Origin of the sequence: Arthrobacter sp. SLBN-112 (assembly GCF_006715225.1) — a bacterium.
Classification (GTDB): domain Bacteria; phylum Actinomycetota; class Actinomycetes; order Actinomycetales; family Micrococcaceae; genus Arthrobacter.
On the sequence record NZ_VFMU01000001.1, the window covers coordinates 2,394,533 to 2,420,877 of the forward strand.

Here is a 26,345-nt window from a genome sequence, read left to right on the forward strand (position 1 = left end):
CTGGATCAGGATGTTCCCATGCTTCCCTCTCTTGTCCCACTACTCCCCACTGAAAACGACTGGATCACCTTCGACATACCGTCCCTGGCCCAGAACTTCTGGAGTGCCACCTTTGACGGCCTAACCTTCGGGGCCATCTACGCGCTCGTCGCCCTGGGTTACACCCTGGTTTACGGCGTGCTGAACCTGATCAATTTCGCCCACTCAGAAGTGTTCATTGTCGGCTGCTACGCAGTCTTCTTCACCCTCAGCAGCCTGGGCTTCGGCCCCTCAGTTCCCCGGCTCGACATCTGGGCCATCATCCTGAACCTGCTGCTGGCGCTGGTCCTGGCCATGGTTGCCTCGGCCGTCACAGCCTTCCTGCTGGAACGCATCGCGTACAAACCCCTTCGGAAACGGAACGCCCCCCGCCTGGTCTTCCTGATCACCGCCATCGGTGCTTCCTTCACCATCCAGTACCTGATCTACCTGTGGCGCGGCCCCAGCCCCGAGCTTGCACTGACAATGTTCCGGCCCACCCCCATCTTCGACGTCTTCGGCACCATCATCGATTCCCAGCAGCTGGTGATCATCATCGCCGCGGTGATCATGATGGTGGGCATCGACAGGTTCATCAGCAAGTCCCGCACCGGCCGCGGCATCCGGGCCGTCGCCCAGGACCCTGATACCGCAACATTGATGGGCGTCAACAAAGAGCGCATCATTATTACCACCTTCATCATCGGAGGCCTGCTCGCAGGAGCCGCCGCCTTGTTCTACGTCATGAAAATCCCTTCCGGTGTCCAGTACAGCGGTGGATTCGTCCTGGGTATCAAGGCGTTCGCCGCCGCTGTGCTCGGCGGTATCGGCAACGTCCGCGGAGCCCTGCTGGGCGGCCTGCTGCTCGGCCTGATCGGCAACTACGGCCAGATCCTGCTGGGCAACTCGCAGTGGACCGACGTCGTGGCATTCGTGGTGCTGGTGCTGGTGCTGCTGCTGCGGCCCGAAGGCATCCTGGGAACCTCCCTTGGAAGGAGCAAAGCATGAGCATGACGGACGGGCCCACACCGCTGCAGACAGCTGCCGCCGAACAGGCAGCAGAGGAACGCGAAGCGTCATCGAAAGCCGCAGGAAAAAGCGACCTCGCCCAGCGGGGCAGGCGCAAGCCAGGGTACTTCTCCGACCGATGGCACGCACTGTCCCGGCAACAGCAGTGGGCGTTCCTGATCATCGTTGTGGTACTGGCCTACCTGCTCCCGTTGATGAACCCGCCCATCATCACCACCGAGCCCGGCAACAACTTCGCCCTGGCCTGCTTCGACATGGCGCGCTTCGCACTCATCGCAGTCGGCCTCAACGTCGTGGTGGGCTACGCCGGTCTCCTGGACCTGGGATACGTCGCCTTCTTCGCCGTCGGCTCCTACTGCGCAGCGATGCTGACCAGTCCGGACTCGCCCTTCCTGCACATCCCGTACCTGTGGACCATCCCGATCGCCATGGCGGTCACTATGTTCTTCGGTGTGGTGCTGGGCGTGCCCACCCTCCGCCTCAGGGGCGACTATCTTGCCATCGTGACGCTGGGGTTCGGCGAAATCGTCCGCATCCTGGCCACCATCATCCCGGCCATGAAGGGCCAGGTGGGCTTCCAGAACGTCGGCCATCCTCCGGGTACCGAGGCTGACGGAACGCCCATCTTCTCCAATTCGAACGGCGTACCCTGGTACTGGCTGACGCTGACCATCATCATCATCGTCACCCTCCTGGTGGGCAACCTGGAACGCAGCCGGGTGGGCCGCGCGTGGATCGCCATCCGTGAAGACGAGGACGCCGCTGAGATCATGGGCGTTCCCACCTTCAAATACAAGGTGTGGGCCTTCGCCATCGGCGCTGCGATCGGCGGCCTGTCCGGGGCCCTCTTCGCCGGCCAGGTGGGGTTCGTCAACAACCAGAAGTTCGACGTCACCACCTCCATCCTGTTCCTCGCCGCCGTGGTGCTTGGCGGAGCCGGCAACAAGGTAGGCGCCATTCTGGGCGGGGCCCTGGTCAGCTATATCCCGCTCCGATTCACGGCCATCGCGGAATACAAGTACCTGATCTTCGGCATCGCCCTGGTGCTGATCATGATCTTCCGTTCCCAGGGGCTGCTCCCGGCACGGCAGCGGTTGCTCGCCTACGGACGGACTGCCCTGAACAAGGTCACCAGCCGCGACGGCACCGAACCCAAGGACACGGACAATCCATCAGCCGGCCCCGGCACGCGTGCGGCCGGACAGAGAGGAGCGGAGGCATGAGCTCCGAGGAGAGGCACGGAAGCTCCAGCAGTGTGGACGAGCAGCCGGCAGTTGACGGCTCCGCCGCTGTTGCACCCGAGATCGACATCGAGGCCCTGGCCGAGGCCGGGGTTGACCAGGAGCTTGCCGAGAAGGTGGCTCCGGACCGTGATATCGCGGTCAAGGTTGGCGACAACATCGTCGAGGTACAAAACCTGACCATCAAGTTCGGTGGCCTCGTGGCGCTGGACAACATCAGCTTCAACATCAAGCGGGGCGAGATCCTGGGGCTGATCGGCCCCAACGGCGCCGGCAAGACCACCTGCTTCAACGCGATGACGGGCGTCTACAAGCCCACCAGCGGCAAGGTAGTGCTGGAGGGCCAGGTCCTGAACGGCATCAAGCAGCACAAGATCACCCGCCTGGGCCTGTCACGCACCTTCCAGAACATCCGGTTGTTTGGCGAAATGACGGCCCTCGAGAACGTTGTGGTGGGCCTGGACGCGCGGCACAGGACCAGCGTTGGCGGGGCGCTGCTGCGCCTGCCCACGCACATCCGGGAGGAGAAGTCAGCCATCGAGCGGGGCATGGCCCTGCTGGACTTCGTCGGCATCGGCAGCCACGCGCACGTCCTGTCCCGGCAGTTGCCGTACGGCTATCAGCGCCGCCTTGAGATCGCCCGGGCCCTGGCCACCGATCCCAAGGTGCTGTGCCTGGACGAGCCTGCGGCCGGCTTCAATCCTGCCGAGAAGGAGGAACTGATGGCCCTCATCCGCACCATCAGGGATGAGGGCTACACGGTGTTGCTGATTGAGCACGATATGAAGCTCGTGATGGGCGTGACGGACCGGATCGTCGTGCTGGAATTCGGGAAGAAGATCGCGGATGGGCTGCCCCGCGAGATCCGCGAAGACCCGCGCGTTATTGCCGCCTACCTAGGAGAGCCCGAAGATGACGTTGCTTGAACTTAAGGACGTTTCCGTCCACTACGGCCGCATCCAGGCGCTGCGGAACATCTCCTTCACTGTGGACGAGGGTGAAGTCGTGGCCCTGATCGGCGCCAATGGAGCCGGCAAGACCACCACCATGCGGACCATCTCCGGGCTCTTGAACTGCTCCGAAGGCAAGGTCACCTTCGCCGGCCAGGACATCACCAAGATGAAGGCACACATCCGGGTGGTCCATGGAATCTCCCAGGCCCCCGAAGGGCGCGGGATCTTCCCGGGCATGACCGTCATGGAAAACCTGGACATGGGGACCTTCGGACGCAAGGACCGCAGCGGAGTGGGGAAGGACCTGGACCGTGTGTTCGATCTCTTTCCCCGGCTTAAGGAGCGGGAAAAGCAGTACGGGGGCACCATGTCCGGCGGCGAGCAGCAGATGCTGGCGATTGGGCGGGCCCTGATGTCCAACCCCAAGCTGCTGCTGCTGGACGAGCCGTCCATGGGCCTTGCGCCGCAGTTCATCCGCCAGATTTTCAGGATCATCAAGGAGATCAACAACCAGGGCACTACGGTCCTGATGGTGGAGCAGAACGCCAACCAGGCGCTGGCCGGGGCGCACCGGGCCTTCGTGCTGGAAACCGGGGAGATCACGCACAGTGGTACCGGCAAGCAGCTGCTGGAAGACCCCTCCATCAAGGAGGCCTACCTGGGGGTGGGGTAGTTGTGGGGTACTTGTCTCGACGGGGCCCGGTGCTTTAAGAGCGCGCAACGGTCACGGTTCGGTTGCAACCGGGCCCCACGGGAACTTTCCCTGCCGCCCCCACGTGGGAATTGGTAGCGTAACAAGAAGCTCATCACCCACATCCACATGGAGGAATCCCGCAATGGCACTTGGCGGCAACCCGATCTTCAACGGAAAGAGTTTCCGTGGAGCCACCCAGGCACCGCCTGTCCCGCAGGCTCCCTACGGCACTCCCTATGGCCAGCAGCCTTATGGCGGCCAGGCGCCCTACGGACAGCAGCCTTACGGCCAGCAGGGCTGGGGCACGCAGCCCCAAAGCATGAGCGACGAACAGCTGCGCCAGATGTACAGCCAGCCGTCGGCCGGCCCCGCGGACACCGGGCGGATGACGTTCGACGACGTCATCATGAAGACCGCTGCCTGCCTCGCCGCTGTGGTTGCCGGCGCCGCAGTCACCCTTGTGGTGGCGCAGGGCCTGGCCTCCCTGCTGATGATCGTTGGTGCCCTGGGCGGTTTCGTGCTGGCCCTGGTCAACACCTTCAAGAAGCAGCCGTCGCCGGCGCTGATCCTCGCCTATGCGGCTCTCGAGGGACTGTTCCTTGGCGGCTTGACCCGGATCCTCGACGGCATGTTCCCCGGCGTCGGCCTGCAGGCCGTCATCGGCACACTGTCCGTCTTCGCCGTCACCTTGCTGCTCTTCAAGAGCGGCAAGGTCCGCGCCACACCGCGCGCCATGCGGTTCTTCATGATCGCAATTATCGGCTACGCCGTGTTTGCGCTGATCAACATGATCATGATGTGGACAGGGGCCGTGCAGAGCCCCTTCGGCCTGCGCACCAGCGTCGAGATCTTCGGCATCCCGCTGGGCGTCTTCATCGGCCTGCTGGCCATCGGCCTCGCCGCGTTCTCGCTGATCATGGACTTCACCAGCATCGAAGAAGGTGTCCGCAGCGGAGCCCCGCAGCGCTTCTCCTGGACAGCCGCCTTCGGCCTGACCGTCACACTGGTCTGGCTGTACGTGGAGATCATCCGCCTGCTGGCCATCCTGCGGGGCGACGACTAGGCATCCCGGCAGCTTCCGCCGTCGTAAACCAAACAACCGTGGGCCCCACCAGACTGGTGGGGCCCACGCTCGTTAACTGCTGCCGGCCTCAGGCCGTTCGGCGCGCGCTACGCGACGCGCATGGCTCCGGCGGCAGGGGCGACGGTGAAGATATCCGGCGTCCTGTAGCCGGCGTCGGCGAAGGCCTTTACGACGGCGGCACGCACCGCCTGCTCGGCGTCCACCGGGGTCAGCGCAATGGCCGCGCCGCCGAACCCGCCCCCGGTCATGCGGGCGCCGATGGCACCATGGGACCTGGACGTGTCCACGGCCAGGTCCAGCTCGGGGCAGGAGATTTCAAAGTCGTCGCGCATGGAAGCGTGGCTGGCATCGAGCAGGGTGCCGATGGCGCTTGGCCCGGCGCCGCCCAGGAGCTCTACGGTCTGGAGCACCCGGTCATTTTCGGTAACCACATGGCGCACCCGCCGGAACGTGACCTCATCGAGCAGACCGCTGGCCTCCTCAAGGTCAGCCACCTCGACGTCCCGCAGCGCCTTGACCCCCAGCACCTCCGCTCCCAGCTCACAGGATGCCCGGCGTGAGGCGTAGCCGCCGTCGGCGTGGGAGTGCGACACCTTGGTGTCGATCACCAGGAGCACCAGGCCTGCGGGTTCGGTTTCGAAAGGAACCAGGGTTGCCTTCTGGTCCCGGCAATCGAGGAAGACCGCGTGACCCTTGGCGCCGCGAAGGGACGCCGACTGGTCCATGATCCCCGTGGGTGCACCCACGAAATCGTTTTCCGCCCGCTGGGTTGCCAACACCATGTCCTCGGCGGCCAGCCCGGCACCCGTGAGGTCATTCAGTGCCGTGACGACAGCACATTCGATGGCGTGCGACGACGACAGGCCGGCACCGAGCGGCACGTTCGAGTCCAGGAGCAGGTCCACTCCGGGAACGGTGATGCCCCGCTCCCCGAGGGCCCACATGACGCCGAGGGGGTACTTGGTCCAGCCCTTCGCTTTGCCGGGATGCAGGGAGTCGAGCGTGGTGGTGACCACGCCCTGGTCGCCATACGTGGACAGGAGCCGCACGGTTGAATCCGGCCGGGCGGCGACGGCCACCCGGGCGGTGCGGTCGATGGCGAACGGAAGCACGAAGCCCTCGTTGTAGTCGGTATGTTCGCCGATGAGGTTCACCCGCCCCGGAGCCTGCCATACGCCGTCGGGTGCGCTTCCGAATTCATGCTCAAAGCGGGCGCTCAGCTCCTGCGGGGCCGCAGGTATGGCCTTGGCCTGGTCCTGGGTACTCACGCGGAGGCTCCTACCGGGGTGGCCGCCATGGCGGCGGCAGGAACGGACGACGGCGGGACGGCAACAGTGCGCAGCCGTTCCGCCACCGTTTCGGGGGTGGTGTCATTGATAAAGGCGCCCATGGCCGCTTCGGAGCCGGCCAGGTACTTCAGCTTGTCGGCCGCCCTGCGCGGGGAGGTCAGCTGGAGGTGGAGGTAGCCCGCCGGCCGGAGGAGATCATCCAGCGGCGCCTGGTGCCATGCGGAGATGTAGGGAGTAGGCGTGGGGTAGAGGGCATCCACCCGCTTGAGCAGATCGAGGTATACCTGTGCCAGCTCATCCTTCTCCTCTCCGCTCAAGGCCGCCAGGTCCGGAACGTGGCGGTGCGGGACCAGGTGGATCTCCAGGGGCCACCGGGCCGCGAAAGGCACATAAGCGCTGAAATGCGTGCCTTCCAGGACCATCCTGCTGCCATCCTCCCGCTCGGCCCGCAGCAGGGAGCCGGTCAGGGTGTCCGTGCCGTCCTGCGCATCGAAGTACTTCCGCGCCGCCACGCCCAGGGTGCCTGCGCGTGGCGTGACATAGGGGTAGGCGTAGATCTGCCCATGCGGGTGGTGCAGTGTCACGCCGATGTCCGCGCCGCGGTTTTCGAACGGAAACACCTGTTTGATGCCGGTCATGGCGCTCAGGGCGGCGGTGCGCTGCGACCAGGCCTCAATTACGGTCCGGGACCGCTCTGCGCTGAGGCCACTGAAGGACCCGGTGTGTTCGGGGGTGAAGGACACCACTTCGCAGCGGCCGTACGCCGGGCCCTTTGTTCCCCACACTGCATTCTCCGGGACGGGTCCCAGGGCCGGGCCCAGCGAGGGAAACCGGTTTTCAAAGACCACGACGTCGTAGTCGGCGGCAGGAATTTCGGACGCGTTGGCAGGAGTGGTGGGACAGATGGGGCACTGGTCTGCCGGCGGCAGGTGGGTGCGGGTCTGGCGGTGCGCGGCAACAGCCACCCATTCGTCCGTCAAGGCATCGAAGCGCACCTCGCCGGGCTCCCCGCGCGCGGGCAGGCCGCGGTGGTCGGTGGTGAGGTGTTCGGCACGGGAGGTGCTGGTGCTGTCGTCGTCAAAGTAGATCAGCTCCCGCCCGTCGGAGAGTCTGGTGCTGGTAATCCCTGTCATCCAAAAAGTTTCCCATAAACGATCAGGAATGAATAGTTAACAACAAAAAGTAACAGTGAGGGATGGAAGGGCGCTGCCCGATTCCGGCAGCGGCATGTACGGTAATGCCCATGACAGCCTCTTCCCAAGACGGAACTTCCACCCGCTCATCCATCCGTTCCTGCGCCACCGGACGGCAACACGAGCTCCGCCGGGGCGACGCCGTGGCCGTGGTCACCGAGCTCGCCGCGGGGCTCCGTTCGTTCAGCCGGGCAGGGATCCAGCTGACTGAAACCTATGGTGATGACCAGATCGCTCCCGGCGGGGCGGGCATTACGTTGGCACCCTGGGCCAACAGGGTGGAGGACGGGGTGTGGTTCCTGGATGGCAGCAAGCAGCAGCTGGACATCACCGAGGTGTCCCGCAACAATGCCAGCCACGGCCTGCTGCGAAACACCGGCTACGCGGTGGTGGGGGAGTCCCAGGATGCCGTGGCCCTTGAAGCGGCCGTTTTTCCGCAGCACGGCTACCCGTTCCTGGTCCGGCACAGGGTGGAGTACCGGATTTCCGAAGACTTGGGACTGCAGGTCCGGCAAAGCCTCACCAATGACTCCGCGGCAGCCGCCCCGTTTGTCCTCGGCGCGCACCCCTACCTGCGGCTTGGCGACACTCCGGTTGAGGAATTGCAGCTGACCGTTTCCGCCGCCACCCGGCTGGTGACTGATGAGCGGCTGATTCCGCGCAGTTCCGCCCCTGTCGACGGGGAGGTCGACTTTCGTTCCGGGAGGCACATCGCGGACCTGGCAGTGGACGTGGCGATGACTGACCTCCGCTTCGAGGGCGGCAAGGCCCGCCACACCCTGGCAGCTGCCGACGGCAGCGCGGTATCGCTCTGGCAGGACGAGACCTGCCGGTACGTCCACATCTACGTGAGCACGGTCTACCCTGACCGGAGCCGGGCAGTGGCGGTGGAACCGATGACGGGGCCGGCCAATGCGTTCAACTCCGGCGACGGCCTGCGGTGGCTGCCGCCGGGGGAGTCCTTCAGCATGGAATGGGGCATCGACTACAAGCCTGGCGCGGCAGGGCAGTAGTTTCCCATTGGGCCACCGCTGGGGAAGTATTGGCATATGACGCCTAAAGAGGACGACGTTACCCTGGCCCACCCCGTCCCCGCGCCTTCGCCGGCGCCGGCTGCTCCGCTGCGGGTCCTGACAGACCGTGAACTGGACAAGGACATACCGTACGGCATCCGCATCGCGGCCTCCTGGTCCTGGCGGCTGGGCCTGATCCTCCTGATGGTGGGGACGCTTGTCTGGCTGCTCAGCCACATCACGCTCCTGATCATCCCGGTCATGGTGGCCGCCCTCCTGGCCGGTCTGCTGAGCCCGGTCACGGCGTGGCTGAAGCGGCACGGGCTGCCTGCAGGCCTGGCCGTTGCCGTGACAGTCCTCGGGTTCATCGGCGTCATCGTCGGCGCGCTGGCCCTCGTGGGCAGGCAACTCGTGGTTGGTTTCGGCGAGCTCTATTCCCAAGCCCTCGAAGGTGTACGGCAGGTCCAGGACTGGCTGTCAGCCGGGCCCCTGCACCTGACCGCCGCACAGATCGACCAGTACATCAAGGAAGCCACCGACGCGCTGCAGAACAACAGCAGCAGCATCCTCAGCGGCGCCCTGTCCTTCGGCAGCACCGCCGGCCACTTCGCCGCCGGAATGCTCCTCTCGTTGTTCATCCTCATCTTCTTCCTCCTGGAAGGTGACCGGATCTGGGCGTTCCTGGTCAGGATGCTTCCCCGGAAGGCCCGGGCGGCGACGTTCGGTGCAGGCCGCAAGGGCTGGGCGTCCATGGTCAGCTACGCCCGCATCCAGATGTTTGTCGCGGCTGTCGACGCGCTTGGCATCGGCGTAGGCGCCGCCATCATCGGTGTCCCGCTGGCGCTTCCCCTGGGCGTGCTGGTGTTCCTCGGCTCCTTCATCCCCGTGGTGGGTGCCCTTTTGACGGGCGTCGTCGCCATTCTGCTGGCCCTGGTGGCCAACGGCCCCATCAACGCCCTGATCATGCTGGCCATCGTCCTGCTGGTCCAGCAGCTTGAAGGCCACATCCTGCAGCCCCTGGTCATGGGCAAGGCAGTATCGCTGCATCCGGTGGCAGTCATCCTCAGCGTTGCGGCCGGCTCCTACCTCGCCGGGATCCCCGGCGCGCTGTTCTCCGTGCCCATCCTGGCCGTAGCAAACTCGGCTGTTCGCTACATCGCCGCAAGAACGTGGGAACATGAACAGGTGCCGGTAATTGCCGGGAAGCCCATTACGGCCGGAGCAGGCGGGGACAACACCATCAAGGACGTTGAACCGCCGTCTGCACCTGGTTCGGGGCGGGACGCGGCGTCCGGCACCCCAGCCGAACACCGTGATGCCCGTGCTTCCTCCCCGGAAGGCACCGGAGCAGAACCCAGAGGAGAGTAGTCCGTGAAGATCCTTGAAACCCTTCCCGTCACACTGGACGATGTCCTTGAGGCGCAGAAGTTGCTTGACGGGATTATTGCGCGCACTCCCGTGGAATCGTCGCGGGCGCTGGGGAGCATGGTGGGCGGCGACGTCTATTTCAAATGCGAAAACCTGCAGCGCGCGGGCTCGTTCAAGGTCCGCGGCGCCTACGTCCGGATGGCGCGGCTCTCCCCGGACGAGAAAAAGAGGGGAGTGGTGGCAGCCTCCGCCGGCAACCATGCCCAGGGCGTTGCCGTTGCCGCCAAGAGCCTGGGCATCAAGGCCCGGATCTACATGCCGCTGGGCGTGGCGCTGCCCAAACTCGCCGCCACCCGCAGCCATGGTGCCGAGGTGGTCCTGCACGGGCACAACGTGGATGAGGCGCTCGCCGAGGCCCAGCGCTACAGCAACGAAACCGGCATGGTCTTCGTCCATCCCTTCGACAACGTGGACGTGGTTGCCGGCCAGGGCACCGTAGGCCTGGAGATCCTGGAGCAGGTTCCCAACGTTGACACGATCCTCATGGGCGTGGGTGGCGGAGGGCTCCTGGCTGGGGTCGCCGTCGCCATCAAGGCACGTGCCCGGGAACTTGGCCGGGAGATCCGGATCATCGGGGTACAGGCGGAAAACGCTGCCGCCTACCCGCCTTCGCTCGCCGCCGATGCGCTGGTGCCGCTGAAAAAGGTCTCCACCATGGCGGACGGCATCGCCGTGGGGCGTCCGGGGCAGCTGCCGTTCAGCATCATCCGCGAACTGGTGGACGATGTTGTGACCGTCAGCGAGGACTCCCTGGCCCGTGCCCTGATCTTCCTGCTGGAACGGGCCAAGATGGTGGTTGAACCCGCCGGTGCTGTGGGTGTTGCAGCGCTCATGGACGGCAAGATCGAGAACCCGGGAACCACCGTGGCGGTGCTTTCCGGCGGGAACATTGACCCCATGCTGATGCTGAAGGTGATCCAGCGTGGCCTTTCCGCCGCCGGCCGCTACATGACAGTGCGGATGATGCTTGATGACCGCCCCGGCTCGCTGGCAACCATTGCCCGGATCATTGCCGAAAACGATGCCAACGTCACCGGACTGGACCACACCCGCGTGGGAGGCTCCATCAGCATGGGCGACGTCTCCATCACCGTGAACCTGGAAACCAAGGGCCACCAGCATGGGGAGCAGGTCCTCAGCGCACTCCGTGCCGAGGGCTTCCAGCCGATCGTTGTGCATTAGGAGCGGCCGTGGCCGGACTGATGGGTAACGGGCGCATCCCCGAGCGGCAGGCCATCGCCTCCCGCGCCAAGGGCGGGCTGGTGGTGCTGGGCGGTTTCGTTGCCCTGCTGTTCGCCATCGAAGTGGTCAACACCCTGATGATGGGGGCCCTCACCCGGACCTTCGGCCTGCGGCCCAGGAGTGCCGACGGGCTGCTGGACATCTTTACCTTTCCGCTCCTGCACGCGAACCTGGGCCATCTTCTCTCCAACAGCCTGCCCCTGGTCATCTTCGGCTTCCTGGTGTTCCTCTCCGGGTTGCGTGTGTTTCTCACGGCCCTGGCCTTCAGCTGGCTCGGCAGCGGACTGACGGTATGGCTCATCGGGAATGGGGTCACCGTGGGAGCGTCAGGGCTGGTCTTCGGGCTTTTTGCGTTCCTGCTGGTCAGGGGTTTCTTCAACCACAGCTGGCGCCAGATCCTGCTCGCCGTGGTCCTCTTCATGGGCTACGGGAGCATCCTCCTGGGCGCCCTGCCGTTTGTGGCCGGCTACGTAAGCTGGCAGGCCCACCTCGGCGGGGCCGTGGGCGGCGTGGTGGCGGCGCTGCTGCTGCGTCCGCGCGGACCCGCGGGTTCGCGGCAGTTTTAGCACCCGGGACGCAGGCCCGGCACGTTAAACGGAAGCGGCGGCCGTCCCCTGGGGGCGGCCGCCGCTTCGTGCCTTTGCGCTGGCTGCTGCGGAGCCGGGCGCCGCGGAGCTAGGGGACGTAGGGCTTGGCGGAGAGGATCTCCACCTTGATGTCCTTGCCGTTCGGCGCCACGTAGCTGAGGGTCTCGCCCTCCTTGTGGCCCAGGATGGCGGCGCCAAGCGGCGATTTTTCGCTGAAGACATCCAGGTCCGAGTCGCCCGCGATTTCGCGTGAACCCAGCAGGAAGGTCTCCTCGTCGCCGGCGATCCTGGCCACCACAATCATGCCGGGCTCCACGATGCCGTCGTCGGCAGGCGATTCCCCCACATGGGCGTCACGGAGCAGTACCGTCAGCTGGCGGATGCGGGCTTCAATTTTGCCCTGCTCCTCCTTGGCTGCGTGGTAGCCCCCGTTCTCCTTGAGGTCCCCCTCTTGCCGCGCTGCTTCAATCTTCTGGACGATCTCCGCCCGGCCTGCGCCGGAAAGGTGGTCCAGCTCTGCCTTCAGGCGGTCAAAAGCTTCCTGGGTGAGCCAGGCTGCAGATGCGCTGTTGGTGGTAGACACGGACTTCTCCTCTAGTGGTCCTACATGCAAAAGACCCCGCCACGGTGGCCACTTGTGGAACAGTAACCAGCTCAGCGGGGTAAAGGTATCTCCCTATTGTAGTCAATCCTCTGGAGATAACCCAACACGGAAGCGTCGCACATCACATCCCTTAGGACGTCCCGCCGGGAATCCAGCAGCTGTCCACCACACCCGATACGGACTCCGACTCCGTACGCAAGGTAACGCGCTGAGCCACCGTCCTGCCGCCGTCGGCCGTTCCATCTGCTGCCGACGGCGGGATGTCCACCACTTTCCAGCCCACCACGGCAAACTTCGAATCCAGTGCCTTCACGGCGCATTTGACGGACTTGCCCGGTTCCCGCGTCACCTGGAAGTCCACCTCTGCGAGCGTGGCATCGGAGGTGCTGTAACCAACGTCCTTGAACGTCACTCCGGAGAGCGAGTTCGACGTGGTCACCCAGGCAAGGAAGCCGATTCCCGCAGTAAGTGCCAGGCCGATCGCAACCCGGGCCGCCCTGGGGGAGAGCCGGCGCTTTTTAGCACCATACCGATTGGCTAGGCTAGTGTCTGCGGGCGCGGATTGGGCCGGCTGGTCCGGGGAAGTCACCAGACCAGTTTAGTTCCCTTTTCCGCCTGCCCTTTGCGGTGGCGGCAGCTGCCGATGAGGCAGCGCAGCACCCGCAACAGCATCCACGAGCTGCCACAAGCCGTCCAAAGAAGAATAAGGAGCCCTCCCCTCCATGACAGCGTCCAGCAACAACCAGGTGCCGCTCCGGCTGCTCGCAGTCCACGCCCACCCGGATGACGAATCCAGCAAGGGCGCTGCGACCATGGCCATGTATGCCGCTGCCGGCGTGGACGTCCTCGTGGCAACCTGCACGGACGGATCCCGCGGCGATATCCAGAATCCGGCCGTGGAGGGGGAGCCGCACCCCAAGCGGGATATGGCCGGCGCCCGGAGGCTGGAGATGCAACGCGCCGCTGCCATCCTCGGCATCCGCCAGCGGTGGCTCGGATTTGTCGACTCGGGCCTGCCCGAAGGGGACCCGCTCCCGCCCCTCCCGGCCGGATCCTTCGCCACCCTTCCCCTGCACCAGGCCGCGGCGCCCCTGGTACGGCTGGTGCGTTCGTTCAAGCCCCACGTCATCCTCAGCTACGACGAAAACGGCGGCTACCCCCACCCGGACCACATCATGGCCCACCGGGTGGCCGTGGAGGCCTTCGAAGCCGCAGGCGATCCCGAACGCTACCCGGAGGCGGGGGAGCCCTGGGAGCCGGGCAAGCTCTACTACGACCGCGCGTTCAGCCCCGAGCGGTTCCGGGCGCTGCACTTTGCACTGGAAGAGGCGGGGCTGCAGTCGCCCTACGCAGAACGCCTGGCCGCATGGCTGGAGTCCGATGCAGAGGGGCACACACCGCCGCCGGCCGCGCACGCCACCACCACCCAGATTGACTGCGGGGACTTTTTCGAAGTGCGCGACGACGCCTTGCGCGCCCACCGGACCCAGGTGGACCCGCTGGGGTTCTTCTTCGCCGTTTCCCCCGACATGCAGCGCCGGGTTTGGCCGTGGGAGGACTATTCGCTGATCCATTCCAGGGTGCCCTCCGAACTCCCCGAAAAGGACCTGTTCGCCGGGCTAAGATAGACACGGCAGGCTATTTCTATCTTGCGTAGAAGATAGGCGCGGCGACGGCCGGTCCCGTCCGCTTCCTGCTTCATCCGCTCCACCAGAAGGTATCAACCGTGCAATCTCTGCTCCTCCGCCTCGCCACCACGCCGTCACCGCTGCCTACTCCAACGCTGCGGGAGGGGATTTCAGAGGACCAGGTGACACCGGGCCTGCTGGGGTTCATCATGACGGCCTTCTTTGTGGTGGCGACCGCCCTGCTCATTGTGGACATGGTGCGGCGGATCCGCAGGGTGCGCTACCGGGCGCAGGTGGAGGAAGAGCGCCTGGCGGCCGCCGCTGCCGCAGACATTGACGCCGCGGACGCCCAGGACGGGCTCGACGGCGGCACGCGGCCCGGAGTGCCCGACTCCGAAGGGAATGGCACGGGCAACGGACACCCGCGGCAGCGCGGGTAGGAGTCTTCCGGTGCGGCAATGCCGGCCCCGGGCTGTGAAAGGGCTTTAGTCAAGGACCGCCATGGCGATCGCCGCGAAGTGCGCCGCGAACGCGAACACGGTGAACGCGTGGAACAGTTCGTGGAAACCGAAGTGGTGGTAGCTGAAGTTCGGCTTTTTCAGCGCGTAGAAAACAGCGCCCGCGATGTAGAGGGCGCCGCCCAGGCAGATCAGCACGGCTGATGGCGGACTGGCCTGGAAGAACTGCGGCAGGTAGAACAGCGCGCCGCAGCCCAGTGCGATGTAGATGGGCACGTAGAGCCAGCGGGGCGCGTCCGTCCACAGCAGCCGGAACAGCACGCCGAGGATGGCCCCTGTCCAGATGACCCACAAGAGAACCACCGCCTGCTGCCGTTCAAGGAGAGTCCAGGCCAGCGGCGTGTAGGTGCCGGCGATCACCAGCATGATGTTGGTGTGGTCCAGCCGCTTGAGGACGAGCTTGACGCGCGGGGACCAGTTGCCGCGGTGGTAGACGGCGCTGACACCGAACAGCAAGACGCCGGTGGCGGCATAGATGGCGGTGGTGATCCGGCGGTCAGCCGTGGGGGCCAGGACAATCAGGATGATGCCGGCGGCAAGGGCCAGGGGGGCCGTGACTGTGTGGATCCAGCCGCGCCACTTCGGCTTGATCATCAGGAGTTCGGCCAGGCGGACGGCGGCGTCATCCACGGCGCTGGTTTCTGGTTCAGCGCCTGGGTTCGGGTCCTCCGGCTGGGGCCCCCGGGAGGCATGCGGAGAGTCGCTGTTCATGGCACCAGAATAACTTACGGACCGGTAAGTTACTGGTGGGTAGCGTTTGAGATAGGTCTCCTGCGGTGCTGGCCGTCCCACCCCGTCCCGGGCGGTAGCCTAGGATGTGGATGTACGTACGGCAGGAAAGTCAGGTGAGTGGACGCGTGGAGTTGCCCGGGTTCCTCTATGGCTATTACGAACGCCGGCTGCTGAAGGATCTTCCACGTGACCGGATTCCCCGCCACATCGGCGTCATGGTGGACGGCAACCGGCGGTGGGCCAAGCAGTTCAACGCACCCACCAGCCAGGGCCACCAGGCCGGAGCGGACAAAATCCACGAATTCCTCGGCTGGTGCCAGGAGCTGGGCGTCAAAGTAGTGACCCTCTACATGCTGTCCACGGACAACATGAACCGGTCCAGCGAGGAACTGGACCTCCTCATGGGGATCATCGCCAAAACCCTGGACCGGCTGGATGAAGACGCGAACATCTCCGTGCATGCCATGGGCGCACCCGAACTGCTTCCGGACTACCTCGCCGATCGCCTCAACAAGCTCACCGCCCGCACTCCCGTCCGGGAAAAGATCCACGTCAACGTGGCAGTGGGGTACGGGGGCCGCCGGGAAATTGTCGATGCCGTGCGGGAGCTCCTCCACGACGCCGTTGCCAAGGGCATGGACATTTCCAAGCTTGCGGACGATCTGTGTGTCGATGACATCTCACGCTTCCTGTACACCCGCGGCCAGCCGGACCCGGACCTGGTGATCAGGACGTCGGGCGAGCAGCGCCTGTCAGGCTTCCTCGTGTGGCAGAGCGCCTACAGCGAGTTCTACTTCTGCGAGGCGCTGTGGCCCGCGTTCCGCAAGGTGGATTTCCTCCGAGCCCTGCGGGACTACGCCGGCCGCCAGCGCCGCTTTGGCACCTGAAACCGTTCGGTTCATAACGAGTTCATACACCTGCAAGGGAAATCGCCGGGTAATGGTTGCGGAAATTACCCCGGGTGGATTTACGTTATATCCATCAGCAGGCAAAACCGCCGGCTGATCGGGGAGGCCAGTACATGGAGCGAAACATCGCACCGGTTGTATGGGAGGCCGGACCCGGCCTCTTGGCCGAGCCGCCTCACCAATAACAATTCCGGGCTGGCGCCCGGGGCTGGAGTCGATGTGGCTACTTCTGAACAACTGCCCGAGGTCCTGTTTGGACAGGGCGGAAAAGCTACCTCTCGCGCCGAGCGAGCCACCTCTGAAGCCGGCGCAGCAATTGATGCTGCGGCCGGTTTTGCTGTCTCCGGAAGGGACGCCGACATCCACACCTTCGTGATTGACACCTCCGTCCTCCTCTCCGATCCGCGGGCACTCCTGCGGTTCGCTGAGCATGAGGTAGTGGTTCCCGTCGTGGTCATCACCGAACTCGAAGCCAAGCGGCATGACCCCGAACTCGGCTACTTCGCACGGAAGGCCCTGCGGCTCCTGGATGACCTCCGGGTCAAGCACGGCGGCCTGAACCAGCCCCTCCCCATCGGTGACGAGGGCGGCACCCTCATGGTGGAACTCAACCACATCTCCTCTGAGGTGCTGCCGTTGGGCTTCCGCAGCGGGGACAACGACAGCCGCATCCTCGCCGTCGCCAAGAACCTGGCCAACGAAGGACGCAACGTCACCGTCGTGTCCAAGGACCTGCCCATGCGGGTCAAAGCCTCCGCCATGGGCCTCACCGCCGACGAGTACCGCAACGAACTGGTCAAGGATTCCGGGTGGACGGGCGTTGCCGAAATCGAAGCCGATGAACAGGACATAGCCACCCTGTACGGCCACGAACCGGCCTATATCCCGGCGGCCGCCGAACTGCCCGTCAACACCGGGCTGGTCCTGCTGTCCAACCGCGGTTCCGCGCTGGGCCGGGTGGGCGCGGACAAGCAAGTGCGCCTGGTCAAGGGCGACCGCGACGTGTTCGGCCTCCACGGGCGGTCGGCTGAGCAGCGGCTGGCCATCGACATGCTGATGGATCCCGCCGTCGGCATCGTTTCCATTGGCGGCCGCGCGGGCACCGGCAAGTCCGCGCTTGCCTTGTGCGCCGGCCTGGAAGCCGTGCTGGAACGCCGCGAACACCGCAAAGTGATCGTCTTCCGGCCCCTCTACGCGGTGGGCGGCCAGGAACTTGGCTACCTGCCCGGCTCCGAGTCCGAGAAGATGAATCCGTGGGCGCAGGCCGTGTTCGACACCCTCGGGGCCCTGGTCAGCCAGGAAGTGGTGGAGGAGGTCATGGACCGCGGCATGCTCGAGGTCATGCCCCTCACCCACATCCGCGGACGCTCACTCCACGATGCCTTCGTGATCGTGGACGAAGCCCAGTCCCTCGAAAAGAACGTCCTCCTCACCGTCATGAGCCGTATTGGCCAGAACTCCAAGATCGTGCTCACCCACGACGTCGCCCAACGGGACAACCTGCGCGTCGGACGCCACGACGGAATCGCCGCCGTCGTCGAAACCCTGAAGGGACATCCCCTCTTCGGCCACGTCACCCTGACCCGCTCGGAACGTTCGCCAATCGCCGCCCTGGTCACGGAACTGCTCGAGGGCTAAATCACCTAAGCAAAGGGCCGTGGCCGGGTTCGCCGGGCCGCGGCCCTTGTGCGTGTCCGTGGCTCCGTCCGTCCGCACCGAGCGCATCGCCGTCGCTTAGACACCTCCCGGCGTGCGGCTCCGGTCGCTGGGCGACCTGCGCAGCACTCTGGTCGGCGATGCGCTCCTATACGAAGCACCCGGTCCGGACGTGTGCAGAGGCGCACCTCAACGCATGGAAGCCCACAAGCCGGGTTGCGGTCCTTCTTGTAGGAGCGCATCGCGGCGCATCGGACGCCGCAGGTCGCCCAGCGACCGCAGATGGCCCTGTGCGTTGTAAGCGTCGTCCCGAGGGCCCCGACACGAGCTTGCGAGCGTTGGGAAGGGACCTACGCGCTAAGCGACGGAGAAGGACCGTGGCCCGGCATACCCAGACACGGACAGGCACTCAACGCACGCCAAGGAACTTCGCTGCTGCTTCGTGGCCCTCTACTTGCAGCTGCCAGTCGGGCCTCTTGAACGTTTGCGGGGTGACGCGGACGTGTTGGAGTGTTTCGACTTTGGGGCCCCAGGCTTTGCGGCTGGTGCCGTTGAGTTCGTAGCCGAGGGAGCGGGACACGCCCAGGGAAGCGCTGTTCCAGGTGGCGGCCTCGGATTCGGCGGCTTCCGCCCCGAGCCAGTTAAAGGCCCAAAGGACGACGGCGGCACGCATTTCCTTGCCAAGGCCGCGGCCCTGGACGGACTGCTTGAGCCAGGATCCGGTGGTGACTGTCCGTAGAGCCGTGAAGTCACTGGCTCCGACGTCCTGGCAGCCGATGAACTGGCCTTCGTGCCAGATTCCGAGGAGCAGTGTCCAGTTTTCGGGCCTGCATTCAGCGCGGCAACGCCAGTACCAGCGCGCCATGTTGGGGCCCAGTTCCTCGTCCGGCAGCTCCGTCCAGGGAGTGCTGAACGGATTCCGGCCGGCGTCGTGGATTCCGCCGCGGGCCGCTGCCACCGCCGCGGGAATGTCCTGGTCGGTAATGGGGCGCAGTTCCAGCCGCGGGGTGGTGAGCGTGAGGTTGAACAGCGGCCAGATGGAGCCCAGGGTAGTCATCCGCGAAGCCTAGCCGATGGGCTCCGTGCGCGTTTGTCACGCTTTGGCGGGGATGACCCAGGTGATGTGGCGGCGGACGTCGGTGAGATTCATTGACTCGGCCAGGAACAGGTCGTCGAGCATGTACTCGTCCACGGCGAGGATCCGGAGCCAGTGGCCATATTCCTCTGTTTCCTGCTCCCGCGACTGGCTGGACACGCAGACGCCGGTGCCCGTGTCCACCCTGAGGAGGGAACGTCCGGGAAGGCAGAGGGGAGCGGCAGGATCACCTGGACGGTAGGCGGCGTTGGGCGCCACAACCGCCTCCAGGACCGGCCGGCCCTCGTGTTCTGCGAAACGGACATCCAGGATGTCCAGGGCATTGGTGCCAGGAAACTCGATGGGCACGGGGGCGCTGCCTGCGAGCTCCACTGGGTCCAGTGCGGCCGAAAACCGTGCGTTCCCGAACCCGGGCTCGCCGTACGCGGCCTCAGGCCGGCGGCGCACCAGACCGGCGTCGTCGTACACCGGCGTGACCAGGTGCGGAGGCAGGAGCCAGGACTTGCGGGTGGCACTGACGTAGATGCCATCGCGGGAGTCGTTGATTCCTGTGGTGCTGTGCAGGACGTGGCCGTCCGGGCTTTCAAGGCGGAGCGCCCCGGGACGGCGCAGCCAGGCACGGACGAACGGTGCGCCGGGAGCGGGAGCCGACGCAAAGGCCTGGTCCCAGTACTCAAAGCGCAAAATCTGCCACTTCCATGGGGAAGACCGGCAAAGGTTCCGGAACATCGCGGCCAGGTCCGTGGGGACGCCAGGAGGGCCCGGAACCGGCCGGCGCCGGGAGTCCCAGGTCGACATATCCACATTTTACGCATGGGTGCTACGGCCGGAATGGTGGATCCAGTAGCATCCGAGGAGTGATCGGACGACTCGGCGAACTCTGGCAGCACACCCCGCTTGCGTTCTGGCTGGTACTGGCTGCCTGCCTCTACTTTGCGGTGATGGCGGTCCGGCTCACCATCATCGACGTCCGGCACCACCTCCTGCCCAACAGGATCGTTTTCCCGTCCTATGCAGTGGCCGGGGTGCTCCTCCTGGCGGCGGCCGCGGTTGCGTGGGCCAGCCCCGTTCCGGCCGCCGGTGATGCCGGCGGGCTCCTGGCCATCCCCGCCCTCCGCGTGGTGGCCGGGGCCGCGATCCTGTGGGTGTTCTATTTTGTCCTGCGGTTCATCTACCCGCCCGGGATGGGTTTTGGCGACGTTAAGCTTGCAGGTGTGCTCGGGATGTACCTGGGCTACCTCAGCTGGGGGCACCTCTTCGCGGGGACGTTCCTGGCGTTCCTGCTGGGCGGGCTGTGGTCCCTTGCCCTGCTGGCGGCGCGGCGGGGCACCCTGAAGTCAGCCATACCGTTCGGCCCGTTCATGCTCGCCGGGGCCGCAGCGGCCATGCTGCTGCCTGCCTGAGCCGTCCGGGTTGCCGGGGTGGCTTTTCGGTAGGCTGGCGGTATGCCTGCACCTGAATACGTCCTGAAGCTGCGCGAAAAGATCGGCAACGATCCCATCTGGGTCCCCGGCGTCCGGGGGGTTGTGGTCGACGACGCCGGCAGGATCCTGCTGGCCCAGCGGGCAGACAACCGGCAATGGGCGCTCATCAGCGGCATGCTGGACCCGGGGGAACAGCCTGCCCGTGGTCTGGTTCGGGAGATCTTCGAGGAAACGGCCGTCGTGGCGGAGGCCGAGCGTGTGGTGTCAGTGGGGGCGGTGGGGCCAGTCACCTACCCCAACGGCGACATCTGCGAATTCCTGGACGTGGTGTTCCTGTGCCGCTACGTCTCCGGTGAAGCCAGGGTAAACGACGACGAATCCCTTGCCGTTGGCTGGTTCGGCCCGGACGAACTTCCCGACCTCATGCCCGGCCACCTCACCAGCATCCGCCAGGCGCTGGCACCTTCCGCTGGCGTCCACTTCGAGCCCTGAAAAGCCAAGCGCCCGACGGCGGTCAGCGGCCCGGGGACACCAGCTCGCCGTCGTCGTCCTTCACCTTGGCAGTTGCGCCGGACAGTCCGGCTGCCAGCCGCTCGGCTTCCTCGCCGCCCACTGCCTCACCGCGTGCCACCATGCCGGCGGTGTCCGAGAGCGGGATCTGCTTCAGCGTGAGGGCCAGGAGCAGCGCCACGGCGATGAACGGCAGCAGGTACCAGAACACCGGTGCCAGCGAATCGGCATAGGCGTTCACGATGGCGTCCCGCAGCTGTTCCGGGAGCTGGCTCAGCGCCTGCGGATCCAGGGTCCGGGTGGACTGCCCGGCCTGCTCAGCGGACGCCCCTGCCCCCGTGAAGGCGTCGGTCAGTGCCTCGGAAAGACGGGTGGTGAAGATGGAGCCGAACACTGCCACGCCCATGGCGGCGCCCACTTCGCGGAAGTAGTTGTTGGTGCTCGTGGCGGTGCCGATCTGGTCAGCCGGCACCGAGTTCTGGACCACCAGGACCACCACCTGCATGATCAGGCCAAGGCCCGCACCGAAGACGAACAGCTGGAGGCAGATGACCCAGATGGGGGTGCTGGCGGCGAGGGTGGTCATCCACAGCATGGCGGCCAGGGTGAGTATGGCGCCGAGGATGGGAAACATCTTGTACTTGCCCGTCTTGGAAATCCGGATGCCCGAGTAGATGGAGGTGCCCATCAGGCCGGCCATCATGGGGAGCATGAGCAGCCCGGACTCGGCGGCGGAGGTGCCGGAGGACATCTGCAGGAACGTGGGAACGAACGCGATGGCCGAGAACATGCCTAGGCCCAGGGTGAAGCCGATGGCCGTGGCGTTGATGAAGATCCGGTTGCGGAACAGGCTCAGCGGGATGATGGGATCCTCGGCGCGGCGCTCCACCATTACGAAAGCGGCCGCAGAAACCAACAGGCCGGCGCCGAAGGCCCAGGTAAGGGATGAATCCCAGCCCTCGTCCTTCTTGCCGCCAAAGTCGGTGAAGAAGATCAGGCACGTGGTGGCGACGGAGAGCAGCACAACGCCCAGGACATCGATCCGCTTCTCAGCCTTCTTGTTCGGCAGCGTCAGGGCGAACCAGGCGATGGCGAAGGCGGCCAGGCCAACGGGGATGTTGATGTAGAAGGCCCATTCCCAGGTGAGGTGGTCCACGAAGAAGCCGCCCAGCAGCGGACCGGCCACGGCGGACAGGCCGAAGATGGCGCCCAGCGGGCCCATGTACTTGCCGCGGTCCTTGGCCGGAACGATGTCGGCGATGATCGCCTGGGAAAGGATCATGAGCCCGCCGCCGCCCAGCCCCTGGATGGCACGGAAGATGACGAAGCCCCAGAAATCGGTGGCCAGTGCGCAGCCAACGGACGCCAGGGTGAAGAGCGCAATGGCCACCAGGAACAGGTTGCGCCGCCCCAGGATGTCACCGAACTTGCCATAGATGGGCATCACGATGGTGGTGGCCAGCAGGTACGCGGTGGTGATCCAGGCCTGGTGCTCCACGCCGCCCAGCTTTCCCACGATGGTGGGCATGGCGGTGGACACAATGGTCTGGTCCAGGCTGGACAGCAGCATTCCGGCGATCAGGGCCGAGAAGATGATCCAGATGCGTTTTTGGGTCAGAAGCAGGGGCCCTGCCGGCGGTGTGGCGGTTGCGGTACTCATGCGTTTCCTTCTGCTGCGGCGGTGGCCGTGCCGTCGACTGGTTGGGAGAAGAGGAGGCTTGCTGCCGAGATGTTTTCCAGCAGCAGCTCCGGGTAGCTGCGGGTGTTGCCGTCGGAGAAGTAGGCCATGCTGCTTTTGCGGGCGATGGTGCTGAGCAGCACCACGGCCATCTGCACCACGGGATGGTCCGGCGCCACCCCTTCACGCCGTGCGACGTCGCGGGCGAACTGCGCCTCGCGCTGTTCTGTCACCCCGATGATCTTCAGGATGAGCTGGGGTTCCTTGTGGACTACGCCAATGAGCTGCCGGGTTTCCTCTTCAGAGCCCGACATGCCATCTGCCAGGCGAAGGGAGAGCCGGACCAGGTCGCGGAAGAGCGTAGGGGAAATTTCACCGGCGGGGGAGCCTGCGCCGGCGGCGACGAATTCCTCGATCACGTCGGCAGGGATGTCGTCCTCAGCGTGGCCGATGATGGCGTCTTCCTTGGTGGGGAAGTAGTTGAAGAAGGTGCGGCGCGAAATTCCGGCGGCCTCGCACACTTCCTCCACCGTGTAGCCGTTGAGGCCGCGTTCGGCAGTGAGTGCCCTGGCCGTTGCCGTAATGGCACCGCGGGTGGCGGCACGTTTGCGCTGCCGCAGCCCGGACTCGGAAGTTGCACTTTCACTCATATAGTAAACTTTTGCACTGAACGACTTATAGTGCAAATTAATGCCGGTCCGGGAGGCGAAGCTTAAAGTACGACGGCGGCCGGCACCTTTCCTTCGAAGGGTGCCGGCCGCCGTCGGGCGTCCAGGAGGTGGTGGGGACTACGCCTTGTGGGCCGGGGCCGTCATGGTGGTGACGTCCAGGGCCTTCTCGAGGTCGGCCTCGGAGACCTTGCCCTCGCCGTCGCCGACGAAACCGAGCTTCTCCGTGGCCTGGCGGATGGTCAGGCCCTCCTTGACTGCGGTCTTGGCGATCTTGGCCGCGTTCTCGTACCCGATGTACTTGTTCAGCGGGGTGACGATGGACGGTGACGCCTCGGCCAGGAAGCGGGCGCGCTCCACATTGGCCGTGATGCCGTCGATCATCTTGTCCGCCATGACGCGGCTGGTGTTGGCCAGCAGGCGGATGGACTCGAGCAGGTTGGCGGCCATGACCGGGATGCCAACGTTCAGTTCGAAGGCGCCGTTGGTGCCGGACCAGGCGATGGCGGTGTCGTTGCCGATAACCTGGGCCGCCACCATAATGGACGCCTCGCAGATGACCGGGTTGACCTTGCCTGGCATGATCGAGGAGCCGGGCTGCAGGTCCGGGATGGCGATCTCGCCGAGTCCGGTGTTGGGGCCGGAACCCATCCAGCGAAGGTCATTGTTGATCTTCATGAACGAGATGGCGATGTTGCGCAGCTGGCTGGACGCCTCGATCAGGCCGTCACGGTTGGCCTGGGCCTCGAAGTGGTCGCGGGCCTCGGTCAGCGGCAGGCCGGTATCCGTGGCAAGCAGCTCGATAACGCGCTCCGGGAAACCGGCCGGTGTGTTGATGCCGGTGCCCACGGCGGTGCCGCCCAGCGGAACCTCGGCAACGCGGGGGAGTGAGGCGTTGATGCGCTCGATGCCATAGCGGACCTGCGCGGCGTAGCCGCCGAACTCCTGGCCCAGGGTCACCGGGGTGGCATCCATGAGGTGGGTGCGGCCGGACTTCACCACGTCCTTGAACTCCGCGGCCTTGCGCTCCAGCGAGCCGGCCAGGTAGTCAAGGGCGGGGATGAGGTCGTTGATCAGCGCGGACGTGGCGGCCACATGCACGGACGTGGGAAACACGTCGTTGGAGGACTGCGAGGCGTTGACGTGGTCGTTCGGGTGGACAACCTTGTCGCTGCCGGCGGCCTTCAGTGCACGGGTGGCCAGTTCGGCAATGACCTCGTTGGTGTTCATGTTCGAGGACGTGCCGGAGCCGGTCTGGAAGACGTCGATGGGGAAGTCGCCGTCGTACTTGCCGGCAGCCACCTCGTCGGCAGCGTCTGCAATCGCCTTGGCCAGCTCGCCGTCGAGCACGCCCAGTTCTGCGTTGGCCTGGGCGGCAGCCTTCTTGACCCGGGCCAGCGCCTCAATGTGGGTGCGCTCAAGGGTCTTGCCGGAAATGGGGAAGTTCTCCACTGCCCGCTGCGTCTGCGCGCGGTACAGTGCGTTCACGGGGACGCGGACTTCGCCCATCGTGTCATGTTCAATGCGGAACTCTTCAGTGGAAGTCATGGGGCTAGCTTATGGCGATCCGGTGCCCCATCGAAAACCGTTAAGGGAGCATTGCCGGCGGCCCGCTGGACCGCCGGCATAGGGGTCCTAAAGCTCGCCGATTCCGGAAACAAGGTCGGCGCGGCCCTCAGCCAGCCGATAGGAAAGGCCGACGACGGCGGTGCGGCCGCCTTCGATTGCGTCGGAAATCACACGCGAGCTGTCCGCAAGGCGCTGCGCCGTCTGCTTGACGTGCTCCACCACCATGTCGTTGACCTCGGGCTGGTCATTGCGCAGGGACGTCAGCACGGAGGGCGTGATGCGCTCCACGAGGTCGCGGATGAAGCCGGCCGGCATCTCGCCGGTCTCCACGGCGTCCTTGGTGGCGGTGACGGCGCCGCAGCTGTCGTGCCCAAGGATGACAATCAGCGGCACGTTCAGCACGCCGACGCTGTACTCGAGGGACCCCAGGACGGCGTCGTCGATGACCTGTCCGGCGGTACGGACCACGAAAACGTCGCCCAGGCCGACGTCGAAAATGATTTCCGCCGCGAGCCGGGAATCAGAGCAGCCGAAGATCACCGCGAAGGGATTCTGCGTCTCCACGAGCGATGATCGCCGCGACGCATTCTGGTTCGGATGGGAGGACTCGCCGTTTACGAAACGTTCATTGCCTTCGCGCAGGCGGCGCCAGGCCAGTGCAGGGGTCAGGTTAGTCGTCACGGCCCCACCTTACGGCGTGGGGGCCGCCGAGGGTGAAACTGTGACGGCGGGGCTGCCCTCAAGGGAGGTGACGACGGCGGCGGCGAGCGTTGCGAATTCGTCCAGTTGCGCCGCCCCGGAGAGGATGACGGTGCTGCCCCGGTAGTTCAGCACCACCGATTTCTCACCCTTGCCGCTGTCGCGCAGTTCCCATTCCTGGCCGCCCGCGTTCCGCGAGCCGGTGACGGGGGCGTTCCTGGTCTGCTGCAGGAGCCAGGTGGGGTTGGGGTTCCGGGTCTGCACCAAACCGATGAAGGATGTTTTGGGGGTCAGGTAGCCGACCTCCCAGGTGGGTACGCCGCTGCCGGTGCCTGCTTCCCACCGGGCGTAGTTGGCGCGGAAGGCATTGCCGGTATCAGGGGCAACGGGTGTGAATCCTGCCACATCCGCCGCGTTCCGTGCCACCGATGCAACGTCGATGTCCGGCCGGTAGCCATCGCCCTTGGGCTGGGGATTCATGAGGACAACGGGCAGGAACGCCGCAATGCTGAGCACCAGGGCAATGATCATGCCGATCACCGAGGCGTTCGCCCGCTTCGCCGCTGCCGCCGGAATGACGGGCTTAACCGGGGCGCCCGTACTGCTGCCGGCAGGGCCGGAACGTGCCTCGGGCTGTTCCTGGCCGGAGGTGGGACTGGTGGCTTCCTGCATGTCATTCACCCCTCTATAGTCGCCCATCCCGGAGCCGGACTTCCATTCGGCCCTGGCCTGGGGTACCGCGGAACCGCAGCGCACATTGCGTGGTTGCGTCATGGGCCGCCCGCAGAGTGGTGCCGCGACTATGATCGATAGCAGAGGAATCACCGTCCTGCTGCACCGGCGGGCGGGTTCAATGATCGCCACTCGAAGAAGAGGTTCACGTG

At 65.5% G+C, this 26,345-nt stretch carries 27 protein-coding genes; 15 read left to right on the forward strand and 12 right to left on the reverse strand.

The window, feature by feature from the left end:
• Positions 1-18: 18 nt before the first annotated feature.
• The 5 genes from FBY33_RS11180 (at position 19) to FBY33_RS11200 (ending at position 4,998) form a co-directional block, all read left to right on the forward strand.
• Positions 19-1,026: a branched-chain amino acid ABC transporter permease gene (locus tag FBY33_RS11180; RefSeq protein WP_142030626.1), complete on the forward strand. Its 1,008-nt coding sequence runs from the start codon at positions 19-21 to the stop codon at positions 1,024-1,026.
• The gene (locus tag FBY33_RS11185) at positions 1,023-2,270 is read left to right on the forward strand and encodes a branched-chain amino acid ABC transporter permease (protein WP_142030627.1); all 1,248 of its coding nucleotides are present in this window, start codon (positions 1,023-1,025) and stop codon (positions 2,268-2,270) included. Before FBY33_RS11180 ends, FBY33_RS11185 begins: the two co-directional genes overlap by 4 nt.
• On the forward strand, positions 2,267-3,214 hold the full coding sequence (locus tag FBY33_RS11190; RefSeq protein WP_142030628.1) for an ABC transporter ATP-binding protein: 948 nt from the start codon (positions 2,267-2,269) through the stop codon (positions 3,212-3,214). The genes FBY33_RS11185 and FBY33_RS11190 overlap by 4 nt, the downstream gene beginning before the upstream one ends.
• Positions 3,201-3,914 carry an ABC transporter ATP-binding protein gene (locus FBY33_RS11195; RefSeq protein ID WP_142030629.1) on the forward strand — a complete coding sequence of 238 codons (714 nt, stop codon included), beginning with the start codon at positions 3,201-3,203 and terminating at the stop codon, positions 3,912-3,914. Before FBY33_RS11190 ends, FBY33_RS11195 begins: the two co-directional genes overlap by 14 nt.
• A gap of 163 nt (positions 3,915-4,077) precedes the next feature.
• The gene (locus tag FBY33_RS11200) at positions 4,078-4,998 is read left to right on the forward strand and encodes a Bax inhibitor-1/YccA family protein (protein ID WP_142030630.1); all 921 of its coding nucleotides are present in this window, start codon (positions 4,078-4,080) and stop codon (positions 4,996-4,998) included.
• A gap of 107 nt (positions 4,999-5,105) precedes the next feature.
• Here FBY33_RS11200 and galK read toward each other — a convergent pair whose 3' ends face one another.
• The gene (gene galK / locus FBY33_RS11205) at positions 5,106-6,287 is read right to left on the reverse strand and encodes a galactokinase (protein ID WP_200831365.1); all 1,182 of its coding nucleotides are present in this window, start codon (positions 6,285-6,287) and stop codon (positions 5,106-5,108) included.
• The gene (galT, locus tag FBY33_RS11210; RefSeq protein WP_142030631.1) at positions 6,284-7,441 is read right to left on the reverse strand and encodes a galactose-1-phosphate uridylyltransferase; all 1,158 of its coding nucleotides are present in this window, start codon (positions 7,439-7,441) and stop codon (positions 6,284-6,286) included. Before galT ends, galK begins: the two co-directional genes overlap by 4 nt.
• Positions 7,442-7,551: 110 nt before the next feature.
• Here galT and FBY33_RS11215 point away from each other — a divergent pair, with 110 nt between their 5' ends.
• Genes FBY33_RS11215 through FBY33_RS11230 form a run of 4 tightly spaced genes read left to right on the forward strand, consistent with a single transcriptional unit; the run spans position 7,552 to position 11,750 of the window.
• The gene (locus FBY33_RS11215) at positions 7,552-8,514 is read left to right on the forward strand and encodes an aldose 1-epimerase family protein (RefSeq protein WP_142030632.1); all 963 of its coding nucleotides are present in this window, start codon (positions 7,552-7,554) and stop codon (positions 8,512-8,514) included.
• A 36-nt stretch (positions 8,515-8,550) separates the two neighbouring features.
• Positions 8,551-9,882, forward strand: coding sequence for an AI-2E family transporter (locus FBY33_RS11220; RefSeq protein ID WP_200831366.1), 1,332 nt, complete (start codon positions 8,551-8,553; stop codon positions 9,880-9,882).
• Positions 9,883-9,885: 3 nt separating this feature from the next.
• Positions 9,886-11,124: a threonine ammonia-lyase gene (gene ilvA, locus FBY33_RS11225; protein WP_142030633.1), complete on the forward strand. Its 1,239-nt coding sequence runs from the start codon at positions 9,886-9,888 to the stop codon at positions 11,122-11,124.
• An 8-nt stretch (positions 11,125-11,132) separates the two neighbouring features.
• Entirely contained in the window at positions 11,133-11,750 is a 618-nt protein-coding gene (locus FBY33_RS11230) for a rhomboid family intramembrane serine protease (protein WP_142030634.1), read from the forward strand.
• Between the two features lie 109 nt (positions 11,751-11,859).
• On the opposite strand, the gene greA is transcribed toward FBY33_RS11230, so the two are convergent.
• Together greA and FBY33_RS11240 are read right to left on the reverse strand one after the other, a co-directional pair.
• The gene (gene greA, locus FBY33_RS11235) at positions 11,860-12,354 is read right to left on the reverse strand and encodes a transcription elongation factor GreA (RefSeq protein WP_142030635.1); all 495 of its coding nucleotides are present in this window, start codon (positions 12,352-12,354) and stop codon (positions 11,860-11,862) included.
• Between the two features lie 151 nt (positions 12,355-12,505).
• Complete coding sequence (locus FBY33_RS11240) at positions 12,506-12,964, reverse strand: DUF4307 domain-containing protein (RefSeq protein WP_142030636.1); 459 nt, start codon at positions 12,962-12,964, stop codon at positions 12,506-12,508.
• 133 nt (positions 12,965-13,097) lie between these two features.
• Here FBY33_RS11240 and mca point away from each other — a divergent pair, with 133 nt between their 5' ends.
• Both mca and FBY33_RS11250 read left to right on the forward strand, forming a co-directional pair.
• The gene (mca, locus tag FBY33_RS11245) at positions 13,098-14,003 is read left to right on the forward strand and encodes a mycothiol conjugate amidase Mca (protein ID WP_142030637.1); all 906 of its coding nucleotides are present in this window, start codon (positions 13,098-13,100) and stop codon (positions 14,001-14,003) included.
• A 98-nt stretch (positions 14,004-14,101) separates the two neighbouring features.
• Positions 14,102-14,443 carry a hypothetical protein gene (locus FBY33_RS11250; protein WP_142030638.1) on the forward strand — a complete coding sequence of 114 codons (342 nt, stop codon included), beginning with the start codon at positions 14,102-14,104 and terminating at the stop codon, positions 14,441-14,443.
• Between the two features lie 45 nt (positions 14,444-14,488).
• Here FBY33_RS11250 and trhA read toward each other — a convergent pair whose 3' ends face one another.
• Positions 14,489-15,232 (reverse strand): PAQR family membrane homeostasis protein TrhA, encoded by a 744-nt coding sequence (trhA, locus tag FBY33_RS11255; RefSeq protein WP_442858329.1) that lies wholly within the window; start codon positions 15,230-15,232, stop codon positions 14,489-14,491.
• A gap of 146 nt (positions 15,233-15,378) precedes the next feature.
• Here trhA and FBY33_RS11260 point away from each other — a divergent pair, with 146 nt between their 5' ends.
• The gene (locus tag FBY33_RS11260; RefSeq protein WP_142032794.1) at positions 15,379-16,140 is read left to right on the forward strand and encodes an isoprenyl transferase; all 762 of its coding nucleotides are present in this window, start codon (positions 15,379-15,381) and stop codon (positions 16,138-16,140) included.
• 240 nt (positions 16,141-16,380) lie between these two features.
• Positions 16,381-17,799, forward strand: a complete 1,419-nt coding sequence (locus FBY33_RS11265) for a PhoH family protein (RefSeq protein ID WP_142030639.1) — start codon at positions 16,381-16,383, stop codon at positions 17,797-17,799.
• Between the two features lie 427 nt (positions 17,800-18,226).
• Here FBY33_RS11265 and FBY33_RS11275 read toward each other — a convergent pair whose 3' ends face one another.
• Together FBY33_RS11275 and FBY33_RS11280 are read right to left on the reverse strand one after the other, a co-directional pair.
• Complete coding sequence (locus tag FBY33_RS11275; RefSeq protein ID WP_142030640.1) at positions 18,227-18,874, reverse strand: GNAT family N-acetyltransferase; 648 nt, start codon at positions 18,872-18,874, stop codon at positions 18,227-18,229.
• Between the two features lie 36 nt (positions 18,875-18,910).
• Complete coding sequence (locus tag FBY33_RS11280) at positions 18,911-19,711, reverse strand: hypothetical protein (RefSeq protein ID WP_142030641.1); 801 nt, start codon at positions 19,709-19,711, stop codon at positions 18,911-18,913.
• A gap of 59 nt (positions 19,712-19,770) precedes the next feature.
• Here FBY33_RS11280 and FBY33_RS11285 point away from each other — a divergent pair, with 59 nt between their 5' ends.
• Positions 19,771-20,316 carry a prepilin peptidase gene (locus FBY33_RS11285; protein WP_142030642.1) on the forward strand — a complete coding sequence of 182 codons (546 nt, stop codon included), beginning with the start codon at positions 19,771-19,773 and terminating at the stop codon, positions 20,314-20,316.
• A gap of 42 nt (positions 20,317-20,358) precedes the next feature.
• On the forward strand, positions 20,359-20,829 hold the full coding sequence (locus FBY33_RS11290) for an NUDIX hydrolase (protein WP_142030643.1): 471 nt from the start codon (positions 20,359-20,361) through the stop codon (positions 20,827-20,829).
• A 22-nt stretch (positions 20,830-20,851) separates the two neighbouring features.
• Here the strand turns inward: FBY33_RS11290 and FBY33_RS11295 are convergent, their stop codons facing one another.
• The 5 genes from FBY33_RS11295 to FBY33_RS11315 form a co-directional block, all read right to left on the reverse strand.
• Positions 20,852-22,507, reverse strand: coding sequence for an MDR family MFS transporter (locus FBY33_RS11295; RefSeq protein WP_142030644.1), 1,656 nt, complete (start codon positions 22,505-22,507; stop codon positions 20,852-20,854).
• Positions 22,504-23,175, reverse strand: coding sequence for a TetR/AcrR family transcriptional regulator (locus FBY33_RS11300; protein WP_142030645.1), 672 nt, complete (start codon positions 23,173-23,175; stop codon positions 22,504-22,506). The genes FBY33_RS11295 and FBY33_RS11300 overlap by 4 nt, the downstream gene beginning before the upstream one ends.
• Positions 23,176-23,313: 138 nt before the next feature.
• A complete protein-coding gene (locus FBY33_RS11305; protein WP_056332340.1) occupies positions 23,314-24,741 on the reverse strand; it encodes a class II fumarate hydratase in 1,428 nt (475 codons plus the stop codon).
• Between the two features lie 87 nt (positions 24,742-24,828).
• Positions 24,829-25,443, reverse strand: coding sequence for a carbonic anhydrase (locus FBY33_RS11310; protein ID WP_142030646.1), 615 nt, complete (start codon positions 25,441-25,443; stop codon positions 24,829-24,831).
• 9 nt (positions 25,444-25,452) lie between these two features.
• The gene (locus tag FBY33_RS11315; RefSeq protein ID WP_235010647.1) at positions 25,453-26,133 is read right to left on the reverse strand and encodes a DUF4245 domain-containing protein; all 681 of its coding nucleotides are present in this window, start codon (positions 26,131-26,133) and stop codon (positions 25,453-25,455) included.
• Positions 26,134-26,345: the final 212 nt, after the last annotated feature.

Bases quoted from the DNA above. Each gene is read 5' to 3' on its own strand.
- FBY33_RS11180 (WP_142030626.1), top strand. From the start codon at position 19: ATGCTTCCCTCTCTTGTCCCACTACTCCCCACTGAAAACGACTGGATC.
- FBY33_RS11185 (WP_142030627.1), top strand. From the start codon at position 1,023: ATGAGCATGACGGACGGGCCCACACCGCTGCAGACAGCTGCCGCCGAA.
- FBY33_RS11190 (WP_142030628.1), top strand. From the start codon at position 2,267: ATGAGCTCCGAGGAGAGGCACGGAAGCTCCAGCAGTGTGGACGAGCAG.
- FBY33_RS11195 (WP_142030629.1), top strand. From the start codon at position 3,201: ATGACGTTGCTTGAACTTAAGGACGTTTCCGTCCACTACGGCCGCATC.
- FBY33_RS11200 (WP_142030630.1), top strand. From the start codon at position 4,078: ATGGCACTTGGCGGCAACCCGATCTTCAACGGAAAGAGTTTCCGTGGA.
- galT (WP_142030631.1), bottom strand. From the start codon at position 7,441: ATGACAGGGATTACCAGCACCAGACTCTCCGACGGGCGGGAGCTGATC.
- FBY33_RS11215 (WP_142030632.1), top strand. From the start codon at position 7,552: ATGACAGCCTCTTCCCAAGACGGAACTTCCACCCGCTCATCCATCCGT.
- FBY33_RS11220 (WP_200831366.1), top strand. From the start codon at position 8,551: ATGACGCCTAAAGAGGACGACGTTACCCTGGCCCACCCCGTCCCCGCG.
- mca (WP_142030637.1), top strand. From the start codon at position 13,098: ATGACAGCGTCCAGCAACAACCAGGTGCCGCTCCGGCTGCTCGCAGTC.
- trhA (WP_442858329.1), bottom strand. From the start codon at position 15,232: ATGAACAGCGACTCTCCGCATGCCTCCCGGGGGCCCCAGCCGGAGGAC.
- FBY33_RS11275 (WP_142030640.1), bottom strand. From the start codon at position 18,874: ATGACTACCCTGGGCTCCATCTGGCCGCTGTTCAACCTCACGCTCACC.
- FBY33_RS11280 (WP_142030641.1), bottom strand. From the start codon at position 19,711: ATGTCGACCTGGGACTCCCGGCGCCGGCCGGTTCCGGGCCCTCCTGGC.
- FBY33_RS11290 (WP_142030643.1), top strand. From the start codon at position 20,359: ATGCCTGCACCTGAATACGTCCTGAAGCTGCGCGAAAAGATCGGCAAC.
- FBY33_RS11295 (WP_142030644.1), bottom strand. From the start codon at position 22,507: ATGAGTACCGCAACCGCCACACCGCCGGCAGGGCCCCTGCTTCTGACC.
- FBY33_RS11300 (WP_142030645.1), bottom strand. From the start codon at position 23,175: ATGAGTGAAAGTGCAACTTCCGAGTCCGGGCTGCGGCAGCGCAAACGT.
- FBY33_RS11305 (WP_056332340.1), bottom strand. From the start codon at position 24,741: ATGACTTCCACTGAAGAGTTCCGCATTGAACATGACACGATGGGCGAA.
- FBY33_RS11315 (WP_235010647.1), bottom strand. From the start codon at position 26,133: ATGCAGGAAGCCACCAGTCCCACCTCCGGCCAGGAACAGCCCGAGGCA.